Annotated in this window: 20 protein-coding genes and 1 pseudogene; 9 read left to right on the top strand and 12 right to left on the bottom strand. The window is 72.0% G+C overall.

The genetic code is table 11. The annotated features are described in order from the left end of the window. The first annotated feature begins 257 nt into the window (after positions 1-257). Positions 258-626 (top strand): hypothetical protein, encoded by a 369-nt coding sequence (locus ID554_RS22360; protein ID WP_117231043.1) that lies wholly within the window; start codon positions 258-260, stop codon positions 624-626. Between the two features lie 288 nt (positions 627-914). Then, entirely contained in the window at positions 915-1,313 is a 399-nt protein-coding gene (locus ID554_RS22355) for a hypothetical protein (RefSeq protein WP_117231042.1), read from the top strand. On the opposite strand, the gene ID554_RS22350 is transcribed toward ID554_RS22355, so the two are convergent. From ID554_RS22350 to ID554_RS22340, 3 genes and pseudogenes are all read right to left on the bottom strand, one after another. Then, positions 1,297-2,304, bottom strand: a complete 1,008-nt coding sequence (locus ID554_RS22350; protein ID WP_117231041.1) for a sugar phosphate isomerase/epimerase family protein — start codon at positions 2,302-2,304, stop codon at positions 1,297-1,299. The two genes, ID554_RS22355 and ID554_RS22350, sit on opposite strands and share 17 nt — an antisense overlap. Before the next feature lie 195 nt (positions 2,305-2,499). Further along, positions 2,500-2,955, bottom strand: a pseudogene (locus tag ID554_RS22345) (Gfo/Idh/MocA family protein); the annotation flags it as partial. Between the two features lie 178 nt (positions 2,956-3,133). Further along, entirely contained in the window at positions 3,134-4,189 is a 1,056-nt protein-coding gene (locus ID554_RS22340; protein ID WP_117231040.1) for a YihY/virulence factor BrkB family protein, read from the bottom strand. 427 nt (positions 4,190-4,616) lie between these two features. Here ID554_RS22340 and ID554_RS22335 point away from each other — a divergent pair, with 427 nt between their 5' ends. The 5 genes from ID554_RS22335 to ID554_RS22315 all read left to right on the top strand — a co-directional run bounded on the left by ID554_RS22335 (position 4,617) and on the right by ID554_RS22315 (position 11,914). Beyond that, positions 4,617-6,899: a TRAP transporter fused permease subunit gene (locus ID554_RS22335; protein ID WP_223884190.1), complete on the top strand. Its 2,283-nt coding sequence runs from the start codon at positions 4,617-4,619 to the stop codon at positions 6,897-6,899. A gap of 17 nt (positions 6,900-6,916) precedes the next feature. Next, complete coding sequence (locus tag ID554_RS22330) at positions 6,917-7,936, top strand: TAXI family TRAP transporter solute-binding subunit (protein WP_117231039.1); 1,020 nt, start codon at positions 6,917-6,919, stop codon at positions 7,934-7,936. Between the two features lie 68 nt (positions 7,937-8,004). Continuing rightward, positions 8,005-10,509 carry a sensor histidine kinase gene (locus ID554_RS22325; protein WP_117231038.1) on the top strand — a complete coding sequence of 835 codons (2,505 nt, stop codon included), beginning with the start codon at positions 8,005-8,007 and terminating at the stop codon, positions 10,507-10,509. Then, complete coding sequence (locus ID554_RS22320; protein WP_199489310.1) at positions 10,509-10,925, top strand: roadblock/LC7 domain-containing protein; 417 nt, start codon at positions 10,509-10,511, stop codon at positions 10,923-10,925. The genes ID554_RS22325 and ID554_RS22320 overlap by 1 nt, the downstream gene beginning before the upstream one ends. Beyond that, entirely contained in the window at positions 10,922-11,914 is a 993-nt protein-coding gene (locus ID554_RS22315) for a TAXI family TRAP transporter solute-binding subunit (RefSeq protein ID WP_223884189.1), read from the top strand. The genes ID554_RS22320 and ID554_RS22315 overlap by 4 nt, the downstream gene beginning before the upstream one ends. A 108-nt stretch (positions 11,915-12,022) precedes the next feature. Here the strand turns inward: ID554_RS22315 and ID554_RS22310 are convergent, their stop codons facing one another. Together ID554_RS22310 and ID554_RS22305 are read right to left on the bottom strand one after the other, a co-directional pair. Further along, positions 12,023-12,214 (bottom strand): DUF397 domain-containing protein, encoded by a 192-nt coding sequence (locus tag ID554_RS22310; RefSeq protein ID WP_117231036.1) that lies wholly within the window; start codon positions 12,212-12,214, stop codon positions 12,023-12,025. Next, complete coding sequence (locus ID554_RS22305) at positions 12,205-12,993, bottom strand: helix-turn-helix domain-containing protein (RefSeq protein WP_117231048.1); 789 nt, start codon at positions 12,991-12,993, stop codon at positions 12,205-12,207. The genes ID554_RS22310 and ID554_RS22305 overlap by 10 nt, the downstream gene beginning before the upstream one ends. Before the next feature lie 487 nt (positions 12,994-13,480). On the opposite strand from ID554_RS22305, the gene ID554_RS22300 reads away from it, so the two are divergent. Next, positions 13,481-13,717 carry a flavin reductase gene (locus ID554_RS22300; protein ID WP_117231035.1) on the top strand — a complete coding sequence of 79 codons (237 nt, stop codon included), beginning with the start codon at positions 13,481-13,483 and terminating at the stop codon, positions 13,715-13,717. A gap of 236 nt (positions 13,718-13,953) precedes the next feature. Here the strand turns inward: ID554_RS22300 and ID554_RS22295 are convergent, their stop codons facing one another. From ID554_RS22295 to ID554_RS22265, 7 genes are all read right to left on the bottom strand, one after another. After that, positions 13,954-14,871, bottom strand: a complete 918-nt coding sequence (locus ID554_RS22295) for an IS5 family transposase (protein WP_113974896.1) — start codon at positions 14,869-14,871, stop codon at positions 13,954-13,956. Positions 14,872-15,028: 157 nt separating this feature from the next. Further along, positions 15,029-15,565 carry a hypothetical protein gene (locus ID554_RS22290; RefSeq protein ID WP_117231185.1) on the bottom strand — a complete coding sequence of 179 codons (537 nt, stop codon included), beginning with the start codon at positions 15,563-15,565 and terminating at the stop codon, positions 15,029-15,031. A 2-nt stretch (positions 15,566-15,567) separates the two neighbouring features. Further along, positions 15,568-17,427 (bottom strand): DNA primase, encoded by a 1,860-nt coding sequence (gene dnaG / locus ID554_RS22285; RefSeq protein ID WP_117231184.1) that lies wholly within the window; start codon positions 17,425-17,427, stop codon positions 15,568-15,570. A gap of 106 nt (positions 17,428-17,533) precedes the next feature. Then, complete coding sequence (locus tag ID554_RS22280; protein ID WP_117231183.1) at positions 17,534-17,713, bottom strand: hypothetical protein; 180 nt, start codon at positions 17,711-17,713, stop codon at positions 17,534-17,536. A gap of 333 nt (positions 17,714-18,046) precedes the next feature. Then, entirely contained in the window at positions 18,047-18,880 is an 834-nt protein-coding gene (locus tag ID554_RS22275) for a siderophore-interacting protein (RefSeq protein ID WP_117231182.1), read from the bottom strand. Between the two features lie 154 nt (positions 18,881-19,034). Continuing rightward, positions 19,035-20,267, bottom strand: a complete 1,233-nt coding sequence (locus ID554_RS22270; RefSeq protein WP_117231181.1) for a deoxyguanosinetriphosphate triphosphohydrolase — start codon at positions 20,265-20,267, stop codon at positions 19,035-19,037. Further along, entirely contained in the window at positions 20,264-20,614 is a 351-nt protein-coding gene (locus ID554_RS22265) for a VOC family protein (protein WP_117231180.1), read from the bottom strand. Before ID554_RS22265 ends, ID554_RS22270 begins: the two co-directional genes overlap by 4 nt. Positions 20,615-20,901: 287 nt before the next feature. On the opposite strand from ID554_RS22265, the gene ID554_RS22260 reads away from it, so the two are divergent. Next, a complete protein-coding gene (locus ID554_RS22260; RefSeq protein WP_117231179.1) occupies positions 20,902-21,402 on the top strand; it encodes a roadblock/LC7 domain-containing protein in 501 nt (166 codons plus the stop codon). Positions 21,403-21,411: the final 9 nt, after the last annotated feature.

The raw sequence follows: 21,411 nt of genomic DNA, 5'->3' as shown, positions 1-21,411 counted from the left end.
CGAATCTCTCCGGCGCCGCGCGACCGGCACAAGAGTACAGGATTCCGGGGGGTCATGGTCCAGGGGGTTACCCTCTTGTCCGGCAGGCCACCAACCGGACTCAAGCGGATAAATCGCCATCCCAGCACAAGGAGGCATGAGCGGAGAGGAGGATGGGTAGATAACTGCCGACGACATGACGCAGGCGCGAGTCTGATCGATCGCCACCCGGTCTCCGGGGTGCGGAAGACAGTGCGCCAGGTACGAAAGGAGCCGCCATGCGCGGAAAGATCATGTTCCTTGGCGGGCTGGCTGCGGGGTTCGTCCTGGGCGCCCGTGCCGGCCGTGAGAAGTACGAGGAGCTGATGGTCCAGGGCCGCAAGGTCCTCGACCATCCGACGGTCCAGGAGGCAGCCGGGGTCGCGCAGGCCCAGGCCAACCGCCTCTACCAGGAGGGCAAGGACAAGCTCGGCCAGTCCAAGCTGGGCGAGAAGCTGCACAGCAATGGCAAGCAGGGGCTGACCCCGGCCGACGACACCTACGCGGGCACCCCGGCGACGGCGGGCAGCAGTTCGTCGAGCGCGACCAGCTCGACGTCGGCCGCCCCGCGCAGCAAGTCGTCCGGCACCAACGGCAGCACACTCTGAGCCGTACGCGAACGGGCCCGGCCACCACCTCGGCGGCCGGGCCTGTCGCTGTGCCACCGCCCCGGCCGAGCCGAGCGTGGGTACATCTGTGGTCGCTCCGGCGACCACAGATGTACCCACCAACCGATCCCCCCACCGCAGCAGGCGCGACTGGTCCGGCTGCTGCGCGACGAGGGCCCTCGGTCCCGGGTCGAGCTGGGTGACCTGCTCTGGCTGTCGCGTACCACCCTCACCACCGAGCAGGATCGCCTCGTCGGCCGTGGCCTGGTCGCGACGGCCGGCCCGGCCGTGCCTCCCGGGGCGGACTGGCGCTCGTCGCTGCTCAGGCTCGCCGCCGGGGCGCGGTTCGTCGGCGTCCTCGTGGGGGCCGATCGGGTCAGCGTGGCGATCACCGACGGCGAGTTGAACGTGCTGGCCGAGGAGGGGCCGACCTGCGCGTGCGGGGAGGTCGGCTGCGTGGAGGCGTACTGCGGCGACGCCGGACCGGGCCGGCCTGGTGGGCGCGGCCCGGCTGGCCAGCGAACACGTCTTCGCCGTCGGCTGACCGGCGGACGGGCGATCCTCGCCACGGGTCGCCGCGGGCCCGGTTGGCCCCAGGGGTGGGCCGGGCTATGTGCGCAGGCCACGGTGACCGGGAGCGGGCGTGCCGCCGGCCCCCGGTCGACGGTGGTCAGTCCCTGCTGCTGAAGGCGGCGTCGAAGGCTGCGGACGGGGCGTCGAAGGCGAGGCGTCGGACGAACTGGAGCGCCTCGGGGGCACCGACCAGCCGGTCCATGCCGGCGTCCTCCCACTCGATCGAGATCGGGCCGTCGTAGCCGATCGCGTTCAGGGCACGGAAGCAGTCCTCCCACGGCACGTCGCCGTGCCCGGTGGAGACGAAGTCCCAGCCGCGCCGCAGGTCCGCCCAGGGCAGGTGGGAGGCGAGCCGGCCGCGCCGACCGTCGCCGGTGCGTACCTTGGCGTCCTTGCAGTCGACGTGGTAGCTCCGGTCGGCGAGGTCGAAGATGAAGTTGACCGGGTCGAGCTCCTGCCAGACGAAGTGCGACGGGTCCCAGTTCAGTCCGAACGCCGGCCGGTGCCCGATCGCCTCCAGGGTGCGCTTGGTGGTGTAGTAGTCGTACGCGATCTCGCTCGGGTGCACCTCGTGGGCGAAGCGGACGCCGACGGAGTCGAAGACGTCCAGGATCGGGTTCCACCGGTCGGCGAAGTCCTGGTAGCCGCGCTCGATCATGGCTGGCGGCACCGGCGGGAACATCGCCAGGGTGTGCCAGATCGACGAGCCGGTGAAGCCGACGACGGTGTTGACGCCGAGCTTCGCCGCCGCGCGGGCGGTGTCCTTGATCTCCTCGGCGGCCCGCTGGCGTACGCCCTCGGGTTCGCCGTCGCCCCAGATCCGGGCGGGCAGGATGTCCTGGTGCCGCTCGTCGATCGGGTGGTCGCAGACCGCCTGGCCGACCAGGTGGTTGGAGATGGTGAAGACCTGGAGGTTGTGCTTGGCCAGCGTCTCCCGTTTGCGGTCGACATACGAGTCGTCGGCCAGGGCCTTGTCGACCTCGAAGTGGTCGCCCCAGCAGGCGATCTCCAGCCCGTCGTAGCCCCACTCGGCGGCGAGCCGGCACACCTCGTCGAACGGAAGGTCGGCCCACTGGCCGGTGAACAGCGTGATCGGTCGCGCCATGTCCTTCTCCCCTGTGCGTGTGGTGGGAATTCCCTACCTGCGTGACCGGGGCGAGGGCGGCCGGATGCGGCGACCTTGAGGGGGTGAACCGGTGGGCGCGGTGGCGCCTGGGACCGACGGGTTGCGCCTCCCGTCGGTGCACCGGCCACCTCCCGGTCGCCGCCCTTCACTCTAGGCACGCGGCGCGCGGTTGCGGAAGGTGGCCAGCGCGCCACCGTCGAGTCGGGCCACGAAGATCGCGGCGTCGTCGACGGTCACCGGGCCGGTGGCGGCGGCACCGTCAGCCTGCGCCGCCAGCCCGCTCGAACCGGTCGGCAACGGCCGCTCCTTGACGAACGTCTCGGTGACCGCGCTGACCCCGGCGATCCGCTGGCCGGTGACGTACTGCGTCAGGTCGATGGAGCTGGCGCCGAGATCGACGGCGGCGAACCGCAGGTGCGGGCTCAGCTCGACAAGCGTGGAGCGGCGACCGCCCCGGGACGCGGCCTTGCCGGCTTCGGCGACGGAGCCGAGGGCGACCAGTCGTTCCAGCTCGGCGAGCAGTCTGGGTCGGGGCATCTGCAGGCGGTCCGCGAGCTCGGCCCGCGAGAGCGCGCCCTCGTCACGGAGCAGCCGCAACAGCCGTACGTGCAGGGGGTCGGCGGCGTGCACGGCTCACCTCCACGTGGCTCGGGTTACATCGACAGGCACCGATGTGTGGCGCCCGATACAGTAGGAGGCTTCGGCCCGCGCTTGTCCAGACCTTAGAACGATTCGCCGGTAACTTTTGTGCGATCTAGCAAAAGTTCCGGCGAATCCGTCACGCACCTACGGCACGACCGTCCGGAAGTCAGGGTTGCTGGTCGTCGTCACCGTTTTGCCGCAGCTTGCGGTCGTCGCGCAGGTCGACGTACGGCTCCCGGTCGACGGGGCGCAGCCCGCCCGCGATCGCCCGGCCGCGCGCCAACTCGGCGTCGAACTCGGCGCCGAACAGGATCGCGACGTTGCTGAGCCAGAGCCAGACCAGGAAGATGATCACACCGGCGAGCGCACCGTAGGTCTTGTTGTACGAGCCAAAGTTGGCCACGTAGAGCGCGAAGACGCCGGAGACCAGCAGCCAGATCACCACCGCCAGCACCCCGCCCGGGCTGATCCAGCGGAAGCCGCCCTGCCGGGCGTTCGGCGACGCCCAGTAGAGGATGGCGAACATCAGGCTGACCAGGATCAGCAGCACTGGCCACTTGGCGTAGTCCCAGACCGTCACCGCCGTACGACCGACCCCGATCGCGTCGCCGACCTGCTCGGCGAACCGTCCGGTGAACACCACGATCACCGCGCTGGCCAGCAGCAGCACTCCGATCACGGCGGTGACGCCGGCCCGGATCGGCAGCGTCTTCCAGATCGGGCGTCCCTCCGGCACGTCGTAGATGGCGTTGGAGGCGCGCATGAAGGCGGCAACGTAGCCGGAGGCCGACCAGAAGGCGCCGAGCAGACCGACCACGGCGGCGAGGCCGGCGAGGCCGCCGTTCTGCTGCGCCTGGTCGATGGCGGCGTCGAGGATCTGGCGGATGTTCTGCTCCGGCACCGCCTGGTCGACGGTGTCCCGGACGCCCTGGGTGGCGCTCGGGCCGAGTAGGCCGAGCACCGAGACCAGCACCAGCAGGCCGGGGAAAATGGAGAGCACCCCGTAGTAGGTGAGCGCGGCCGCCCAGTCGGTCAGGCCGTCGGCGCTGAACTCCCGCACCGTGCGCCGCGCCGCCGCCACCCATGCGGCCCGCGACAGCCGGGTCGGCCCGTCGGGCGCGTCCCGGTCGACCGCCGGACGGCCCGCACCGCTCTGCGGATCGTCGGCGGGCCGCCGCACCACGTCGTGCCCGTCCGGACGGGAAGACTTCTCGGAGGCCATCGCCCCTCCCCTCAGCTCGGTGTTCTCGCCCGACACATGCCCCGCCAGGACGCTCGGGTAACCCGGCGGCCGACTCGCGCCGGGCACCGTACCGGTACGCGCCCCCACCTCTCCTCCGCACTGCGGTGACCCACCCCGAGGACACCGCCACGATCCGTCACGAGATATACGGAGAGTAATCGTTTCGCTGTCATTTCGACGTCGACATGTGACAGTGAACTGCCACCAAAGGCTCCGAAACCGGGCACCGGCGCGCGAGGCGGAACGGAACGCTCCGCAGACTAACGCGCACGTCCCGCACCGATCGCGAAACCGATTCTGAAACATCCGCAGCGGGGAGCGACTGAAACAAAATGAAAGTCACTCAGGGAGACTGATGGTCGACTATGTTCCCAACGAAGTGTCTATTCGCGTATCGTCCCCCCTCGTGTCGGCTATCCGATTCACCGATGATTCCGGACCCGAGGGCAATCGCGCCCGTGCCCGCGTGGCGGAGGCCGACCCCGAGGCCGATGCGCCCGACGCCCGGAGCACCCCGGTCACCGTCCCCCGGCAACGGTCCGGCCCGGATCGCGCCACGGGCGAGAGCGACCGACTCGCACCCGGCACCGGGGGCACCGACGCGCCGCCGGAGGTGGACGCTCGGGAACTGGCCGGCCGCTTCGAGGACGAGAAGCCCGGTCGTACGCTGACCGGTCCGGTCGCGGTCCTGCTGACCGGCGCGACCCTGGTCATCGCGCTGCTCGCGCTCTGGCAGGTGTTCCGGCCCCTGGCCCAGGGCAGCAAGTACTACCTGGTCTTCTTCCTGGCCGGCGTGCTCCCGCTGGTCTTCCTCGCCTACCCGGCCGACCTGCGGCTGCCCCGGCTCCGCCGTGGCGCGGCCATCCCCGCCGCCACCGACGGGAACGCCACGCCCCCGGCCAAGGCCCGGCCGCTGCGCACCGGACCCAGCGGGGTCGACTGGGCGCTGGCCGTCGCCGCGCTGGCCGCCTGCCTCTACCCGGTGCTGCCGGTCGCGCTGGCCGGCGGTGGCGGCGGCTACGACGCCTTCCTCGACCGGCAGGGCCTGCTCGTCGGCACCGACGTGGTGATGGGCACCGTCCTGCTGCTCCTGCTGCTGGAGGCGTGCCGACGCACCACCGGCTGGATCCTGCCCCTGGTGTGCCTGCTCTTCCTCGGCTACGGCTACTACGGCGGACTGCTGCCGCAGACCTGGGCGGTGGCCCACGCCGGGCTGGACTTCGGCCAACTCGTGGACGCCTTCTACAACTCCGACAGCGGGTTCTACGGCACCCCGTTGGACGTGGCCGCCACGTACATCGTGCTGTTCACCATCTACGGGGCGGTGCTCGACCGCTCCGGCGCGGGCCGATTCTTCGTCGACCTGTCCGCCGCAGCGTTCCGTCGCTCCCGTACCGCCGCCGGCCGTACTGCGGTCGCCTCCGGCTTCCTGCTCGGCACCGTCTCCGGCTCCGGTGCGGCCACCACCGTCAGCATCGGCGCGGTCACCTGGCCGATCCTGCGCCGCGCCGGCTACCCGGCGGAGCGGGCCGGCGGCATGCTCGCGGCGGCCGGTGTCGGGGCGATCCTCTCCCCGCCCACGCTCGGTGCGGCGGCGTTCATCATCGCCGAGTACCTGGGCGTCTCCTACCTCCAGGTGCTCGGCTGGGCGATGGTGCCGACGGTGCTCTACTACCTCGGCATCGTGCTCTCGGTGGAGATCGACGCACGCCGCTCCGGGGTACGGGCGGCGGCCCTGCCGGCCACCTCCGCCTGGCGGCTGCTGGCCCGCTCCGGCTACCACTTCGCCTCGCTGTTCGCGATCGTCGGCCTGCTCGCCGTCGGTGTGTCGGCCACCCGCGCGGTGGTGCTGGCGACCCTGCTGGCGATCGTGCTGTCCTACTTGGACCGGCGCCCCCGGCTCACCCCGCCCCGCCTGCTCGACGCGTTCTCCGGCGGCGCACGCGGGGTCCTCGCGGTCACCGTGGTCTGCGCGGCGGCCGGCATCATCACCGCCACCACCACGAAGACCGGGCTCGGGCCGCAGGCGGCGGCGCTGCTGGTCGACACCGCCGGTGCGGTCAGTTCCGACCCGGCCGTGGTGCTGGCGCTCACCGCGCTGCTCGCCGCCGTCGCGTTGAGCCTGCTCGGCCTGGCGATCCCGGTCACCGCGTCCTTCGTGATCGGCTGGGTGATCATCGGCCCGGCCCTGCTCGACCTCGGGGTCAGCGGCCCCGCCGCGGCGATGTTCGTCTTCTACTTCGCGGTGCTGTCCGAGGTGTCGCCGCCGACCGCGCTCGCCGCCGTCGCCGCCGCCGCGGTCACCGGCGGCCGGGTGGTGCCGACCATGTGGCACACCCTGCGGTACGCGCTACCGGCCTATCTCATCCCGCTCGCCTTCGTGGTCACCCCGACCGGGCTCGGCCTGCTCGGCATGGGTGGTCCACAGCGGATCCTCGTCGCCGGCACGGTCACCGCACTCAGCGTCGCGGTGCTGGCCGTCGCGGCGGGCGGCTGGCTGCCCGGTGTCGGCCCGGCGGGCGTACCGGAACGCGTGATCGGCGCGGTCGCCGGGCTGACTCTGCTCTGGCTGGAACCCGTACCCGTCGCCATCGGTGCCGTACTGGCCGGCGTCATGGCGGTGGGCGTTTTCGTACGACGCGGATCCGTCGGCTCCTCCGGCGGGACGCGAGCCGGATCACCGGCATGACCGAGGAAGGAGCAAGAGTGGGACGGATCAACGTGCGGCTCGTGGCGGGAGTGGGAGCACTCGCCCTCGTCGCGGCCGGTACCGCAGGTTGCGGCGGCCGTCAGGGCGCCGCCGCCACGGACGACACCGCGAACGCCGTCACCTGCGAGGTGGCCGAGAACACCCGGGTGGGCATCGCCACCGGCAACGCCACCGGCGTCTACTACGTGGTCGGCAACGCCCTGGCCGGGCAGCTCTCGAACAGCACCGCCGGCCGGCTGACCGGCACGGCGGCCGAGACCGGCGCGTCGGTGCAGAACATCGAACAGCTCGTCGGCGGCCAGTACGACGTGGCGTTCTCGCTCTTCGACACCGCCGTCAACGCGGTGCAGGGCAAGGGCACCTTCACCACTCCGCAGCCGGTCGAGGCGCTGGCCCGGATCTACGACAACTACACCCAGGTGGTCGTCCGGGCCGACGCGGGAATCAACTCCGTGGCCGACATGAAGGGCAAGAAGATATCGACCGGCTCCCCCAAGTCCGGCACCGAGGTCATCGCGAACCGCCTGCTGGAGGCTGCCGGACTCGATCCGGCCGCCGACATCCAGGCCCAGCGTCTGGACCTGACCAAGACGGTCGAGGGCGTCAAGGACGGCAGTCTCGACGGCTTCTTCTGGTCCGGCGGCGTACCCACCGGCGGTGTGACGGATCTCTTCACCACTGCCGGGGACAAGGTCAAGTTCATCGACATCACGCCGTTGTTGCCTAAGATGAGCGAGCTGAACCCCGCGTACCAGGCCGGCACGATCGGCAAGGACGTGTACTCCACTGTGGCGGACACCCCGACCATCGTGGTCCCCAACGTGCTGCTCGTCCGCAAGGACCTGGACGCCAACGTGGCCTGTGCGATCACCCGGACGGTGTTCGAGAAGAAGGACGCGCTGGCCCAGGCCAACCCCGCTGCCAAGGGCATCGCCCTGGACACCGCCCGCAAGACCGACCCGGTCGGTCTGCACAGGGGTGCGGACAAGGCGTTGCAGGACCTCGGCGCGAGCTGACCGACCCGGCCGGGCCAGTGCCTCCCGTGGGGGGCCCGGCCCGGCCACCACTACCTCGGGAGACCCCCGTGCCGCTGCCCTCACTGGCGCGCGTACGCCGGCACAACCGTCCGTCCGATCACACCGGTCGACTGTGGTCGGTGCGGACACAACTCCTCGCGCCGATCCTCGTCGCCACCGCCGGACTGCTCGCCCTGGGCGCGATCCAGACCGGGAACGCCCTGTCCGCCAGCACCGACGCCGAACGCGCCCGGGTACTGGCCGGCACCGCCACCGCCACCGTGTCGCTGGTGCACGAGGTGGAACGGGAACTCGGCGAAACGGCCGCCCTGCGCCAGCGCGGCGGGACCTCCGGCCGGCAACTGGTCGACGCCCAGCGGCAGCGCGTCGACGAGGCCGTGGCACGGTACCGGTCGGCCAGCGAGGACGCCCGACGGGCCGCTCCCGACCTGGGCCGCTCGCTGGACGGCGTGGACGAACAGCTCGTTCAGCTCGACGAGGCGCGGGTGGCCGCGCTGGGCTCCGCGACCGCCGACCCGACCTACGTGGCGCTGGTCGAGTCGCTGCTCACCGTGGCCGACGCGCTCCCCGCCCAGGTACGCGACCCGGAGCTGGCCAACCGGGCCCGGGAGGTGGCCGCGGTCGCCGCCCAGGAGCACCTGGCCTCGCTGGAACGTGACCTGCTGCGGACCGTGTTCGTGCGGGGCGAGCTGGCCGAGGGCGAACTGGTCCGGCTGGGCCGGCTGCGGGGCGCGGCGGAACAGCGGCAGGCCGAGTTCTCCCGCATCGCCGGGGCGGACGCCACCGCCGCGTACACCCGGTTGCTGGCCGGCGGTGACGTCTCGACCGCCCGGCGGATGCGCGACAGCGCGCTGAACGCGGACCGCGAGCCGGCCGCGCTCGGCACCGACGGCGACGCCTGGTTCGTGGCGCAGAGCGGCACCATCCGCCGGTTCAACCTGCTCGGCCGCGAACTCTCCGACGAACTCGACCGCCGGGCCGCCGCGCTGGCCGCCGACGCCCGCCAGCGGGCCCTGGTCACCGGCGGCGCCACCGGCGCGCTCGCGCTGGCCTCGCTGATCGCCGCCGCGATGCTTGCGGTACGCACCAGCCGCCGGCTGCGGCGGCTGCGGGTGGCGGCGTTGACCATGGCGCATCGGGAACTGCCCGATCGGATCACCGCTATCTCGGCCGGCGACAGCGGTTCCGGCGCCGGTCCGGCCTCCCAGATCACCGCCGGTATCAGTCGTGGACGTGACGAGATCGCCCAGGTGGCGGAGGCGTTCGACACGGTGAACCGGGCCGCCCTGCGGCTCGCCGGCGAGCAGGCCGAGTTGCGCATGGATGTGACCCGGATGGTCGAGGCGCTGGCCCGGCGGATCCGTACCCTGATCACCCGACAGCTGCGCCTGCTCGACGAGTTCGAGCGGGAGGAGACCGATCCCGACGCGCTGGCCCGGCTGTTCGCGCTCGACCACCTGGCCGCCCGGATGCGGCGTAACGGGGAGAATCTGCTGGTCCTCGCCGGTGGCGAACCGGGCCGCTCGCACGAGGGCCCGCACCTGCTGGCCGACGTGGTCCGGGGCGCCGCCTCGGAGATCGAGGAGTACGCCCGGGTCGAGATCGACGTACCGGCCGCCGCGGTGCACGGCTCGGCGGTGGGCAACCTCGTCCACCTCCTCGCCGAGCTGCTGGAGAACGCCACCGCCTACTCCCCGCCGCACGCACAGGTGCACGTGGACGGTCGGCGCACGGTCGACGGGCTGACGTTGCGCGTACACGACCAGGGCATCGGCATCGGCGAAGGCCGGCTGGCCGAGATCAACGAGCGGCTGCGCGCTCCGGCCGTGTTGTCCAGCGCGGCGGCCGGCAGCATGGGCCTGCACGTGGTGGCCCACCTGGCCGCCCGACACGGCGTCCAGGTGCGGCTGCACAGCGCCGGTGCCGGCACGCTCGCCCAGGTCGAGGTGCCCGAGGCGATCCTCACCCGGGTCGAGGAGGTCAAGGGGCGGCCGTCCGCCGCACCCCGGGCCACGCCCGCCGGCACCGCCTGGTTCCGGTCGCACGACGGTGAGCCCGGCGGGGTCGGCGTACCGCGGCCCCGGGTGGACGTGGGCACCGCGCCGGAGCAGTTCAACGTCCACCGAGCCCCGACGATGACCCTGCCGGTGGTCCGCGCCGCCGCCAACGGCTCGTCCGGCTGGTCGGGTGCCGGGACGGGCGCTGGGGCAGGTGCCGGGACGGGCGTCGGAGCAGGCGGCGGGCCCGGCCAGGCACCGCCGAGCTGGCTCGGCACCGGGACGGGACAACCGCCGCCGGACTGGTCGGCGCACGCCCCCTCGGACGGTCGCCCCACCTGGTCGACAGCCGGCGCGGCGACCGCGAACGGGCTGCCCCGGCGTACCCGTGGCGTCGGGTTGCAGTCCGAACTGCACGGCACGCCACCCCCACCGGCCGGCACCGACCTGCTCGACCCCGAGGTGGTCCGAGCCCGACTCACCGCCCTGTCGGCCGGGGTGGCCCAGGCAATGCGACGCAACCAGCAGACCAGACACACCGGGAGACCAGAATGATGCCCAACGTCAGCGCCGGCCTGGACTGGCTCCTGGCGAACTTCGCCGAGCAGGTTCCGGACGTGTCGCACGCCCTCGCCGTCTCCGGCGACGGGTTGCGACTGGCCGCCTCACCCCACCTCTCCACCGACCAGGCGGATCAGCTCGCCGCCGTGATCAGCGGTCTGGCCAGCCTGACCGTCGGCGCGGCGCGGTTGATGTCCGCCGGCCGGGTACGCCAGCAGATCGTCGACATGGACGGCGGGGTGCTGCTGGTGATGGCGGTCGGCGACCGCGCCCTGATCGGGGTGCTCGCCTCCGCCGGCTGCGACCTGGGCCAGATCGGCTACGAGACGGCCACCCTGGTCCAGCGGGTCGCCGAGGCACTCGAACCGGCGACCCGGACCTGGGCGGAACACGGCGGGGTGCCGGCGTGACCGGGCCGGGTACCGGCGTGACCGGGCGGGGTCGGCGTCTGGTGGCGGCGGTGCTGGCGGTCGCGCTCGTCACCGGCTGCGGTGCCGAGGCCACTCCGGAGCCCCGCCCGTGGCACGACGGGCGCATCTTCCTGGCCACCGGCAACACCACCGGCGTCTACTACCAGCTCGGCGGCGGGTACGCCGACGTCATCAGCCGGCATCTGCCCGGCTACGAGGCCCGCGCAGAACCGACCGGGGCCTCCGGCGAGAACATCACCCGCCTCGTCGAGGGCGACATGGAGATCGCCTTCAGCCTGGCCGACACCGCCGCCGACGCCAGCGCCGGCCGTGGCGCCTTCGCCGGCCAGCCCCAACCGGTCCGGGCCCTGGCCCGCGTCTACAGCAACTACACCCACGTGATCGTCCGAGCGGACGCCCAGATCACCAACCTTGCGGCGCTGCGTGGCAAGCGGGTCTCCACCGGCTCACCCAAGTCCGGCACCGACGTCATCGCCGCCCGGCTGCTCACCGCCGCCGGTCTGGACCCCGACCGGGACGTACGCCGGGCCCGGCTGTCCCTGCCGGAGACGGTGACCCGGATGCGCGGCGGAAGCCTGGACGCGATGTTCTTCTCCGGCGGCCTACCCACCCCCGGCATCGCCGACCTGCTGAGCAGCGCACCGGGCCGGTTCGCCCTGCTGCCGATCGCCGACCTGGTCGAGTCGCTGAACGCCGAGCACGGCTCGGTCTACACCACTGCCGAGCTGCCCAAGGACGCCTACGACACGCCGAGGGGCACCCCCACCGTCACGGTGGCCAACGTGATCCTGGTGAACGTCGACATGCCCGAACAACTGGCGTACGACCTGACCCGACTCCTCTTCACGTACCAGACCGACCTGGCCCTGGCACATCCCGAGGCGCGCAACTTCGACCGCCAGAGCGCCGCCTCCACCGACCCGATCCCCCTGCACCCCGGCGCCGCCCGCTACTACCAGGGCGGCTGACCGCCGCCGCCGCGCTGCCTCGACGTCGGACGGGATAGATCATGGTGCGGAAGTGCCCTCGGAGGGGTGCTTTCGCACCAAGGTCCGTTCGGGCCTCTCCGGCGTCCGCTATGGGCGTTGGGTGTGCTGGCTGACGAACGCACGCCAGGAGCCGGGACCGAAGACCAACACCGGCCCAGCTGGATCCTTGGAATCACGTACGGCCACCACACCCGACAGGTTGTCGGCCACCTCCACGCAATTGCCTCCATCGGGACCACTGCGGGTGGTCTTGCGCCATCGGGCGCCGGTCAGCTCCATGTCTCTGCCAACTCCGCTATCAGATCGAGGGACTGCTGCTGCGATAGTGCCTCACCCCGGATCGACTCCCAAACCTCGACCATCTGTTGAACGTAGTCGGGACGGTCCACCACCTGCCCGTGGCGTTGGCCCTCCAGGTAGACGACATCGTCTCCATTGGCCGAGGTGGCGATCACGAAGGGGCCGCCAAGCCCTGCATATGCTCCGGCTGCCAGCGGCACGACCTGAATCCGAACCCGGGGCATGACTGAGCCCGTCTTCCCCAGGTGTCGCAGTTGCTCCCGCATCACCTCCTGCCCGCCGATCCGGCGGCGCAGGACATACTCATCGATGACCACAGTGAAAAGGGGCGGCCGGTCACGGGTCAGCGCCGCCTGGCGATCCAACCGGGTGGTCACCTGCTGCTCGACCTCGTCGTCAGCGAACAATCCGCCACCCGACAGCAACGCACGGGCGTATGCCTCAGTTTGCAGCAGCCCCGGCACACACAGCGGCTCGAACGAGCGCAGCGCGGTGGCCTCTGCCTCGATGCCTGCCCAGTCGCGGAACCACGGCACCACGGACTCCCGGCTGAGTCGGCGTTGGATGCGCTCGAAGCGTCCGTCGGCGCCGAACACGGCGTCGCAGCGGCGGGCGAAGTCCAGGCTCGGCTTCCGCTCGCAGGTCTCCACCTTCGCCACCAGCGCCGCCGAGTAGCTGAGTGCCTCGGCCAGCGCGGTCTGCGACATGTCGGCGGTGGCTCGGACCAGCCGTAACTCCTCCGCGAAATGCTCCAGCATGGACGAGCGGTCCACGGACACCCTCCGTACATCGTCGTACCGCCTGGGGACGGCTCGGGACTCGCTCGTCGTCACCGCGCCAAGCCTCCCACCGTAGTCGCGTCCTCACCAGGCTGTCACGCAGCGGGACCGCTCACGGGATCGGACGGCGGGCGGAACCAGGCCGGGGCGTCAGCGTACCCGACTCGGCCGGCGCCCCATTCACCTCGACGGAGGCCCTCATGCGATTCCGGTTCTGGCGATGCCCGCCCCCGACAATCCCCGTCCCACTCCCCCGGCACGGAGCGCACACCAGCCCTCTGCCGACCGCCCTCGCGCTGCCAACGGCCGGGCATGCTCCCGCCGTGCGGCCTGCCTGGGCGAGCGCCCCGACGGAGATACTTCCGCTCAACGGGCCGGGACCTCTGGGGTGGCTCACCCTCGCCGGACGGTGGCGGGCCAATGCCGGACGGTGGATGTCGTCGCCCTACAGGAGCAGGGAGCGTTGATGCCCCGTTACCGCCCCCACGTCGCGGCCCGACCGTCCTGGCGGTGCCGGGTCTGCGGTGCCTGTTGGCCGTGCTCGCCGGCCCGGCTGGCCTTGCTCGGCGAGTACCGGGAGAACCGTACCGGCCTGCTCGTCTACCTCGGCTCGATGATGTACGACGCCGCCGGTGACCTGGATGGCAGTTCCCCACCGGAAGCCCTGGCCGCCCGCTTCCTCACCTGGGCCCGCCCCCGCTGACCCACCCCACACCGCCCTGCCGACCCCATGCCACCCGATCGCACACTGCCCTCGCACCACCCGGCCCCTGCCGATCAAGGAGTTGTGGCACCCGAAAGATTGCGCTTTGCCCTCTTTTCTCCTCGCCACAAGTCCATGATCGACGCGAGTGGCCGCCCCGACGGACGGCGAGGACAGGCAGCGGGGCGGGGTTAGTCCTTGTCGCTCCGCTACGCGAAGCGGCCCTAGGTCGTGTGTCATAAGTGCCGTTCGAGGCGCCGGAGCCAGTTGTCGATCATGCTGATGGTGGCGGTGGCTTCGTAGCGCACTGCGAGTTTGTCGTAGCGGGTGGCCACGGCACGGTGCTGTTTGAGCAGGCTGATGCCGCACTCCACGGCGTGACGCTGCCGGTATGCGCTGGGGTCGAAGGCGGGTGGCCGGCCACCCGCCGAGCCCTTCTTACGGCGGTTCGCGGCCTGGTCGGCCTTGACCGGGATGACACAGCCGATACCACGGCGCCGCAGGTAGCCGCGGTTGGCCTTGCTGCTGTACGCCTTGTCCGCCAGGACCCGCTGCGGCCGACACCGGGGCCGGCCGACACCGAGACGAGGCACCCGGATGCGGTCCAGCACAGTGGTGAACTGCGGGCTGTCGCCGCGCTGCCCACCGGTGATGACGAACGCCAGCACCATGCGGCCCTGCTCGCAGGCCAGGTGCAGCTTGGTCGTCAGACCGCCCCGGGACCGGCCCAGCGCGTGATCCGCCGGCTCGGCGGCGCTGCTGCCGCCCGGCGGCTCGACCTGCGTGTGACTGCCCCGGCGGGCGCCGGCGGCGTGCTGATGCGCCCGCACGATCGTGGAGTCCACACTCACGTCCCAGGAGATCAACCCGAGCGCGTCGGCCCTACCCTGCAACCCGGCCAGGATCCCCGCCCACACCCCCGCCCGCTGCCAGCGCCGGTACAGCCCGTACACCGTGCGCCAGTGCCCATAGCAGTCCGGCACGTCCCGCCACGGCGCACCCGTACGGACCCGCCACCTGATCCCGTCAATGAGCTGCCGCTTGCTCCACTTCGGCGGCCGACCCGGCTTCTTCCGCCCGGGCAGCAACGGCTCCAGCACCGCCCACTGCGCGTCGGTCAGGTCGTGCCGCCTCGTCACCGCTACGCTGGCCACGAGGTCTCCGTGCAGATGGTTGTCTTGGTCGATAACCCATCTACCGGAGACCTCACCGCATATCGATCACCGACACACCCAGCCGATCACCTCACAGCAGGGCCACGGGCACTTATGACACACGGCCTAGTCGGGAGGAAATGGGTCTACTTCCGAGTTAGAGGTCGGTGGGGGTGGTGGCGGCGCGGGCGGCGGCGACGAGGTGGTCGGTCTCGGCGAGTACGTCCGGGGCGTCGGTGGGGGTGCCGGGGTCGTAGCGGACCATCCAGGTCAGGCCGTCGATGCCGGACACCCGGCGGCCGACGATCCGACCTGCGCCGCCGGGCAGGGCGTGGTGCTGGGTGTACGCCACGGACTTGGTGACCCGGGTACGTATCTGGTGCGGCAGCTCACCGGGGTCGAGCAACAGGTAGCGCTCGGCGGGGCAGTCGGCGACCACCACGTAGCCGTCCCGTTCGGAGACCTGCTCACCGGGGGTGACGGTCAGCTCCCGGCCCGACCAGACCGCCTTGACGATGTCGTGCCAGCCGATCCGGTGGCCGCGTCCGGGCAGCCAGAGCCCCCGGTTGGTGGCCACCACCACGCCATCCCCCTCGCCGTTGCCGGCGGCGGACCAGGCCAGCACCCGCTCGTCGCGTTCCAGCGGCGGCCGGTCGGTCGGCGGCAGCTTGCGTCGGCGGCGGAACAGCCCCATCTCTACAGCCCTCCTGCCGCCTGCTCGCGCAGCGCGCGGGCGTGTTGCTCCAGCGACAACAACTCGCCGAAGGTGGCGAAGTACTCGTCCTTGTTGTTCACCGGGTTTATCCGCTGGATCCGCGACTTGAGTTCTCGGATGCGGGCGGTGACCGAGCCCCACTGGAGGCGGGCCATGGTGACCGAGACATACCTCGGGTCGGGCTCGCCGTCGATCCGCAGCGGCTCCACGGCCAGCTCACCGACGAGGGCCTGGGCCGCCAGGTCGGTGCAGGCGTCCCGGACCGACTCGATCCACACCGCGCCACCGGCCGCCGACGCGGCACCGCCAGCCGCTGCCAGCGCCTCGCGGACCACCACGTGCACCGGGTGCCGGTAGTCGCTCGCCTCGACGGCGTCGAACATGGGCCCGGCCAGCGCCGGTTCCTGGAGGGCGAGCTTGAGGGCCTCTCGCTCGACCATCGACTGCGGGCTGTCCACCGCCGGTTCGGCGCGGGCGGAACGCGTCGACGTCTCCGCCGGGCGCCCCGAGACGGCGGCCAGCACCGCCCGCTGCACCGGCTCGATCTCCATGCCGAGGTCACCGGCGAGCTTGCGGACGTACTCGGGACGCTTTTCCTGGTCCTTGAGCTTGGCCACCAGCGGCGCGGCGCGGCGCATCGCCTCCACCCGACCGTCCACGGTGTCCAGGTCGAAGCGGTTGAGCATGTGCCGTAGCGCGAAGTCGACCAGCGGCTCGCGGCGGGCCACCAGGTCGCGTACGGCCAGGTCGCCCTTTGCCAGGCGCAGCTCGCACGGGTCCATGTTGTCGGGGCTGACCGCGATGAAGGTACGCCCGACGAACCGCTGGTCGTCCTCGAAGGCCCGCAGCGCGGCCTTCTGCCCGGCGGCGTCCCCGTCGAAGGTGAAAATGATCTCGCCGGCCACCGCGTCGGTGTCCAGCAGCAGCCGGCGCAGTACGCCGATGTGGTCGGCGCCGAACGCGGTGCCGCAGGTCGCCACGGCGGTCGGCACGTCGGCGAGGTGGCAGGCCATCACGTCGGTGTACCCCTCGACCACCACCACCCGGCCCTGCTTGGCGATCTCCCGCTTGGCCTGGTCGATGCCGTAGAGCACGTGCGACTTCTTGTAGATCGGCGTCTCGGGGGTGTTCAGGTACTTCGGGCCGTCGTCGTCGTCGAACAGCTTGCGGGCGCCGAAACCGATCACGTCGCCGGTGAGGTCGCGGATCGGCCAGAGCAGCCGGCGCCGGAACCGGTCGATCAGGCTGCCCGAGCGGGCCGGTCGGGACAGCCCGGCGGTGACCAGCTCGTCGTGGGTGAACCCGCGCTGGCGCAGGTGCTTGGTGAGCGGGTCCCAGCCCTCCGGGGCGAAGCCGCAACCGTACCGCTCGGCGGCGGCGCGGTCGAACCCCCGCTCGGCCAGGAACTCCCGGGCGGTACGCGCACCGGCGGTGGTGAGCTGCGCGGTGTAGAACTCCACGGCGGCGGCGTGCGCGGCGACGAGCCGCTGCCGCTGGCCCTGCTGCGGGCGGCTGCGCGGGGTGGACCGGTCGTCCTCGATATAGCGCAGTTGCACGCCGGCCCGTTCGGCGAGCCGCTCCACCGACTCGACGAAACTGAGGTGCTCGGCGTCCATCAGGAACTTGATCGCGTCGCCGCCCGCGCCGCAGCCGAAGCAATACCAGACGTTACGGGCGGGTGAGACGTTGAACGAGGGAGACTTCTCGTCGTGGAACGGGCAGAGCCCCTTGAGGTTGCCGCCGCCGGCCGACCTGAGCGTCACCGTGTCGGAGATGACCTCGGCGATGGACGAGCGCTCGCGGACCAGCGCGATGTCCTCGTCCCGGATCCGCCCCGCCATGTCGCCACCTCCTCGGGCTACATCCTGCCCTGCCCCACCGACGCTGTAAGGAAGGGCCCCCTACTAACGCCTGCGGTATAGCAAGGGTCCCTTCCTAACACCAGATTCAGCGGGGGCGGCGGCGCAGGTAGTGCCGGACGGGCGGCGGATCCTCGTCGTCGTACGAGCGGGCGGTGCGGACGGCGGCGGCCAGGCCGTACCGGCGGTTGCGGGTCGGCGGCGCGAGCAGCGGATCGTCGGACATCTCCCTGACCAGCGCGGCGGCCAGCCCGAGCATCACCACCACGAACGGTCAGCACTCCGCCGACGCCCAGCCCGAGAACTATCCGGTCGACCTCACCGGCCGTCCGGTCGGGCCGCTGCGGTGCCTCTTCGCTCATGGTCGCCCCGAGCCAATCCTCCCGGCCCTGCACCGGCGCGTGCCGCAATCAGCACGAATCACCCTGACGGGACCAGGAAATCGGCGGCACACCGATGGTGGCCGCCGACAGGACGGGGACGCTCATGGAGGGCTCGGGCGCCTCGAACCCTGTTGGATCATGACGTTAGAGCGACCGGTGACACAGGGCGGTGGAGGCGAGGCGGGTCCTGGCCGAGGGATACGGGCTCAGGCCCTTGATCAACCGACCAGGGACTGCTCGTCGAGATCGACCTGACGGTTCCAGTCGGGCTTGTTGGCCCGCCAGCCCTCGTCGTCCATGCCCCGCCGCCAGTAGCCGGAGATGGAGAGCGCGTCGCGCGGCACACCCCGCTCCACCCGCAGCAGGCGGCGCAACTGACGGACGAAACCCGCCTCGCCGTGCACGAACGCCTGCACGGCACCGGGCGGGAAGTCGAGCCCGCGTACGGCGTCGACGAGCGCCTCGCCCACCGGACGGGCCCCCCGGTGCAGCCAGGTCACCGCCACCGCGCCGGGGCTGGGCAGCGGCTGCTCGTCGAGCGGCCCGTCGACCTCGACGAAGACGTACGCCGGTGCGCCGGCCGGCAGCCGGACCAGCGACGCGGCGATCGCCGGCAGCGCGCTCTCGTCGCCGGCCATCAGGTGCCAGTCCGCCTCCGGGCTCGGCGCGTACGCCCCGCCGGGGCCGACGAACAGCACCTCGTCGCCGGGGCGCAGCGCGGCGGCCCATGGCCCGCCGAGCCCCTCGTCGCCGTGGTGCACCACGTCCACGGTCATCTCCCCGGCCACCGCGTCCCAGTTCCGGACCGTGTAGGCCCGCAGCCGGGGGTAGTGCTCCCGGGGCAGCTCGCGCCGGATCACGGCGAGGTCCAGCGGACGTGGGTAGTCGACACCGTCGACCGGGAACACGATCTTGATGTAGGTGTCGGTGAACTCGCCGAGCGGCAGGCCGGCCAGTTCCTCCCCACCCAGCACCAGCCGGATCACGTGCGCGGTGGGCCGCCCGGTGCGCAGCACGCGGGCGGTGGTGACCTTGATCGGGCGCTCCGTCATCTGGTTAGGCTAACCTAACTCGCCGGGTGGTCGTCCACCCCGGTGCCCGATCGCCGCCGCCGACGGCACGCGGCGGGGTCTGATGTTAGGAGGGGTCCCTTCCTATACACCAGGCGTTAGCAGGGGACCCTTCCTTACATCACACCCCGGCCGGTCAGCCGTCGCGCAGGCGGGCGTGCCAGGCGAGCGCGGCCGGATCGGTCAGCGAGGCCACCTGGTCGACCACCACCCGCAGCCGGGCGGCGTCGTCCGGCGCGGCCCGCCACGACGGCGCGAACACCGGGTCGAGCGCCTCCGGCGCCCGCCGCGCCAGCACGGCCACCAGGTCGGTCAGGATCTCCCGTTGCCGCTGGTACCGTGCCGACGCGCCGGGTCGGCGCATCACGTACCGCAGCGCGATGCCCTTGAGCAGCGCACACCGGGCCCACAACGGCCGGGGTACGACGAGGTCGGCCTCGTACCGGCGGTGCGGGCCGGGCCCGTACCGGTCGGTGGTGGCCGCCACCGCGGTCGCCACGAAACGGCCGGTCAGCACGCTGGTGGTGACCTTGAGCGCGGCCTGCGCCCGGTGGCTGCCGTCGTACCCGGCCAGCGGGGCGAGCACCGGGTCGGCGAGCAGGTCCACCAGCGCCTGCCCCAGGTAATCTGGCGACTCGGCCGAGTAGACGGCGGCCACGTCGGCGCAGAGCGCGGCCCGCTCGTCGGCGTCGGCCCGCAACGGCGCCAACGTCAGGTACCCGCCGTGGATGCCGTCCTCGACGTCGTGCACCGAGTACGCCACGTCGTCGGCCCAGTCCATCACCTGCGCCTCCAGGCAGCGACGCTCGCCGGCCGGGCTTCCCTCCCGCAGCCAGTCGAAGACCGGCAGGTCGTCGGCGTACACCCCGAACTTGCGGCGGCCCGGTCGGCGGGTCCACGGGTACTTGCCGACCGCGTCCAGCGCGGCACGGGTCAGGTTCAGCCCGGCGGAGGTGCCGTCGGCGGCGTACACCTTGGCCTCCAGGCGGGTGAGCACGCGCAACGTCTGCGCGTTGCCCTCGAAGCCCCCGCAGTCGGCGGCGACGGCGTCCAGCGCCGCCTCGCCGTTGTGCCCGAACGGCGGGTGCCCCAGGTCGTGGGCGAGCCCGGCGGTGTCCACCACGTCCGGGTCGCAGCCCAGCCGCGCGCCCATCTCGCGGGCGATCTGCGCCACCTCCAGCGAATGGGTCAGCCGGGTACGCAGGAAGTCGTCCGTGCCGGCCGTGTGCACCTGGGTCTTGGTGGCGAGCCGGCGGAACGCCGCCGAGTGCAGGACCCGCGCCCGGTCCCGCTCGTACGGCGACCGGCCGTGGCCGGTGTCCTTGGCCGGCTCGGCCACCCAACGCGCCTCGGCGCCGTCAGCGTTCAATCGTCCGCCTGCCGCAGTACGCAGAACTCGTTGCCCTCAGGGTCCGCGAGCACCGTCCAGTCGTCGCCGTCCTGGCCGACGTCCACGTGCCGCGCTCCCATGTCGACCAACCGCTCCACCTCGGCCTCCCGGTCGGCCGGACGCAGGTCGAGGCGCAGCCGGTTCTTGCCCTCCTTGACCCCGCCGGGCACGAAGAGGATGCCGGGCAGTCGGTCGGCGGACTGCCGGATCTCGACCTCGTGGGGCAGCTCGCGCACCACCTGGTAGCCGAGCGCCTCGGCCCACCAGCGGGCCAGCCGGCCGGGGTCGCGGGCGTCCACGGTCAGTTGGGTCCAGACGCTGGTCATGCCGACACCGCCGGCCGGCCGTCGGCAGGACTTCCCAGCAGTACGGTATGCGATTCCATCCGGCCACCCTTCGCGACGGTCCACGGGCGAGCCCAGGTTACGCCCGCTCGGCCGGTACGGCTGAGTCACGACGTGCCCCGTCGTGGTCACATCCCCCGATCAGTCGAGAGTTGCCGACCGATCGCCGACGGTTACGGGATCGCCTAACGTGACGCCAACCGGTAGCGTCGCCACTGCGGAACGTCACCTGTTGAGGCGGAGACACAACCGGGGGGAGAGACACGCTCGTGAACGCGGAAACGATGATGGGCACCGAGTTGCGTGGGCTGCGTCGCCGCCGCCCCGAGATCGCCGGCGTGGTCCTCGCCGGCATGGACGGCCTGCTGATCTCCAGCGACCTGCCCACGACCGACGCCACCCACCTCGCGGCCCTGGCCGCCGCCAGCTTCGGCCTCGGACACCGGATGGCCACCACCGTCCGGCGGGGAGAGTTCCACGAGTCCGTGGTGCACACCGCGGCCGGCTGCGTGGTCACCTATCCCGCCGGGCAGGACGCCCTGCTGACCCTGGTCGCCGAGCCGGGCGCGGATCTGGTCGCGCTGCGGGAGGAGGCGCGGGGCGTGGTCCACCGGGCCGGTGCGGCGCTCGCCGCCCGACACCGCCCGACGTTGCCGATGCAACGGCACGATCCGCACGCCCCGCTGGCGGTACGCACCCCGATGGCCACCTTGCCCAGCCGACGCCCGCCCCGCGACCCGCACATCACCTGGCGTCGACCGCCGATGTGAGCCGATGAC

The organism is Micromonospora craniellae, assembly GCF_014764405.1.
In the GTDB taxonomy this organism is placed as follows: Bacteria; Actinomycetota; Actinomycetes; order Mycobacteriales; family Micromonosporaceae; genus Micromonospora; species Micromonospora craniellae.
This window is presented reverse-complemented; position numbering and strand designations above follow the sequence as displayed.

Bases quoted from the DNA above. Each gene is read 5' to 3' on its own strand.
- dnaG (WP_117231184.1), bottom strand. From the start codon at position 17,427: ATGGCGGGGCGGATCCGGGACGAGGACATCGCGCTGGTCCGCGAGCGC.
- ID554_RS22305 (WP_117231048.1), bottom strand. From the start codon at position 12,993: ATGCTGGAGCATTTCGCGGAGGAGTTACGGCTGGTCCGAGCCACCGCC.
- ID554_RS22265 (WP_117231180.1), bottom strand. From the start codon at position 20,614: ATGACCAGCGTCTGGACCCAACTGACCGTGGACGCCCGCGACCCCGGC.
- ID554_RS22300 (WP_117231035.1), top strand. From the start codon at position 13,481: ATGCCCCGTTACCGCCCCCACGTCGCGGCCCGACCGTCCTGGCGGTGC.
- ID554_RS22310 (WP_117231036.1), bottom strand. From the start codon at position 12,214: ATGGAGCTGACCGGCGCCCGATGGCGCAAGACCACCCGCAGTGGTCCC.
- ID554_RS22360 (WP_117231043.1), top strand. From the start codon at position 258: ATGCGCGGAAAGATCATGTTCCTTGGCGGGCTGGCTGCGGGGTTCGTC.
- ID554_RS22350 (WP_117231041.1), bottom strand. From the start codon at position 2,304: ATGGCGCGACCGATCACGCTGTTCACCGGCCAGTGGGCCGACCTTCCG.
- ID554_RS22320 (WP_199489310.1), top strand. From the start codon at position 10,509: ATGCCCAACGTCAGCGCCGGCCTGGACTGGCTCCTGGCGAACTTCGCC.
- ID554_RS22290 (WP_117231185.1), bottom strand. From the start codon at position 15,565: ATGGGGCTGTTCCGCCGCCGACGCAAGCTGCCGCCGACCGACCGGCCG.
- ID554_RS22275 (WP_117231182.1), bottom strand. From the start codon at position 18,880: ATGACGGAGCGCCCGATCAAGGTCACCACCGCCCGCGTGCTGCGCACC.
- ID554_RS22340 (WP_117231040.1), bottom strand. From the start codon at position 4,189: ATGGCCTCCGAGAAGTCTTCCCGTCCGGACGGGCACGACGTGGTGCGG.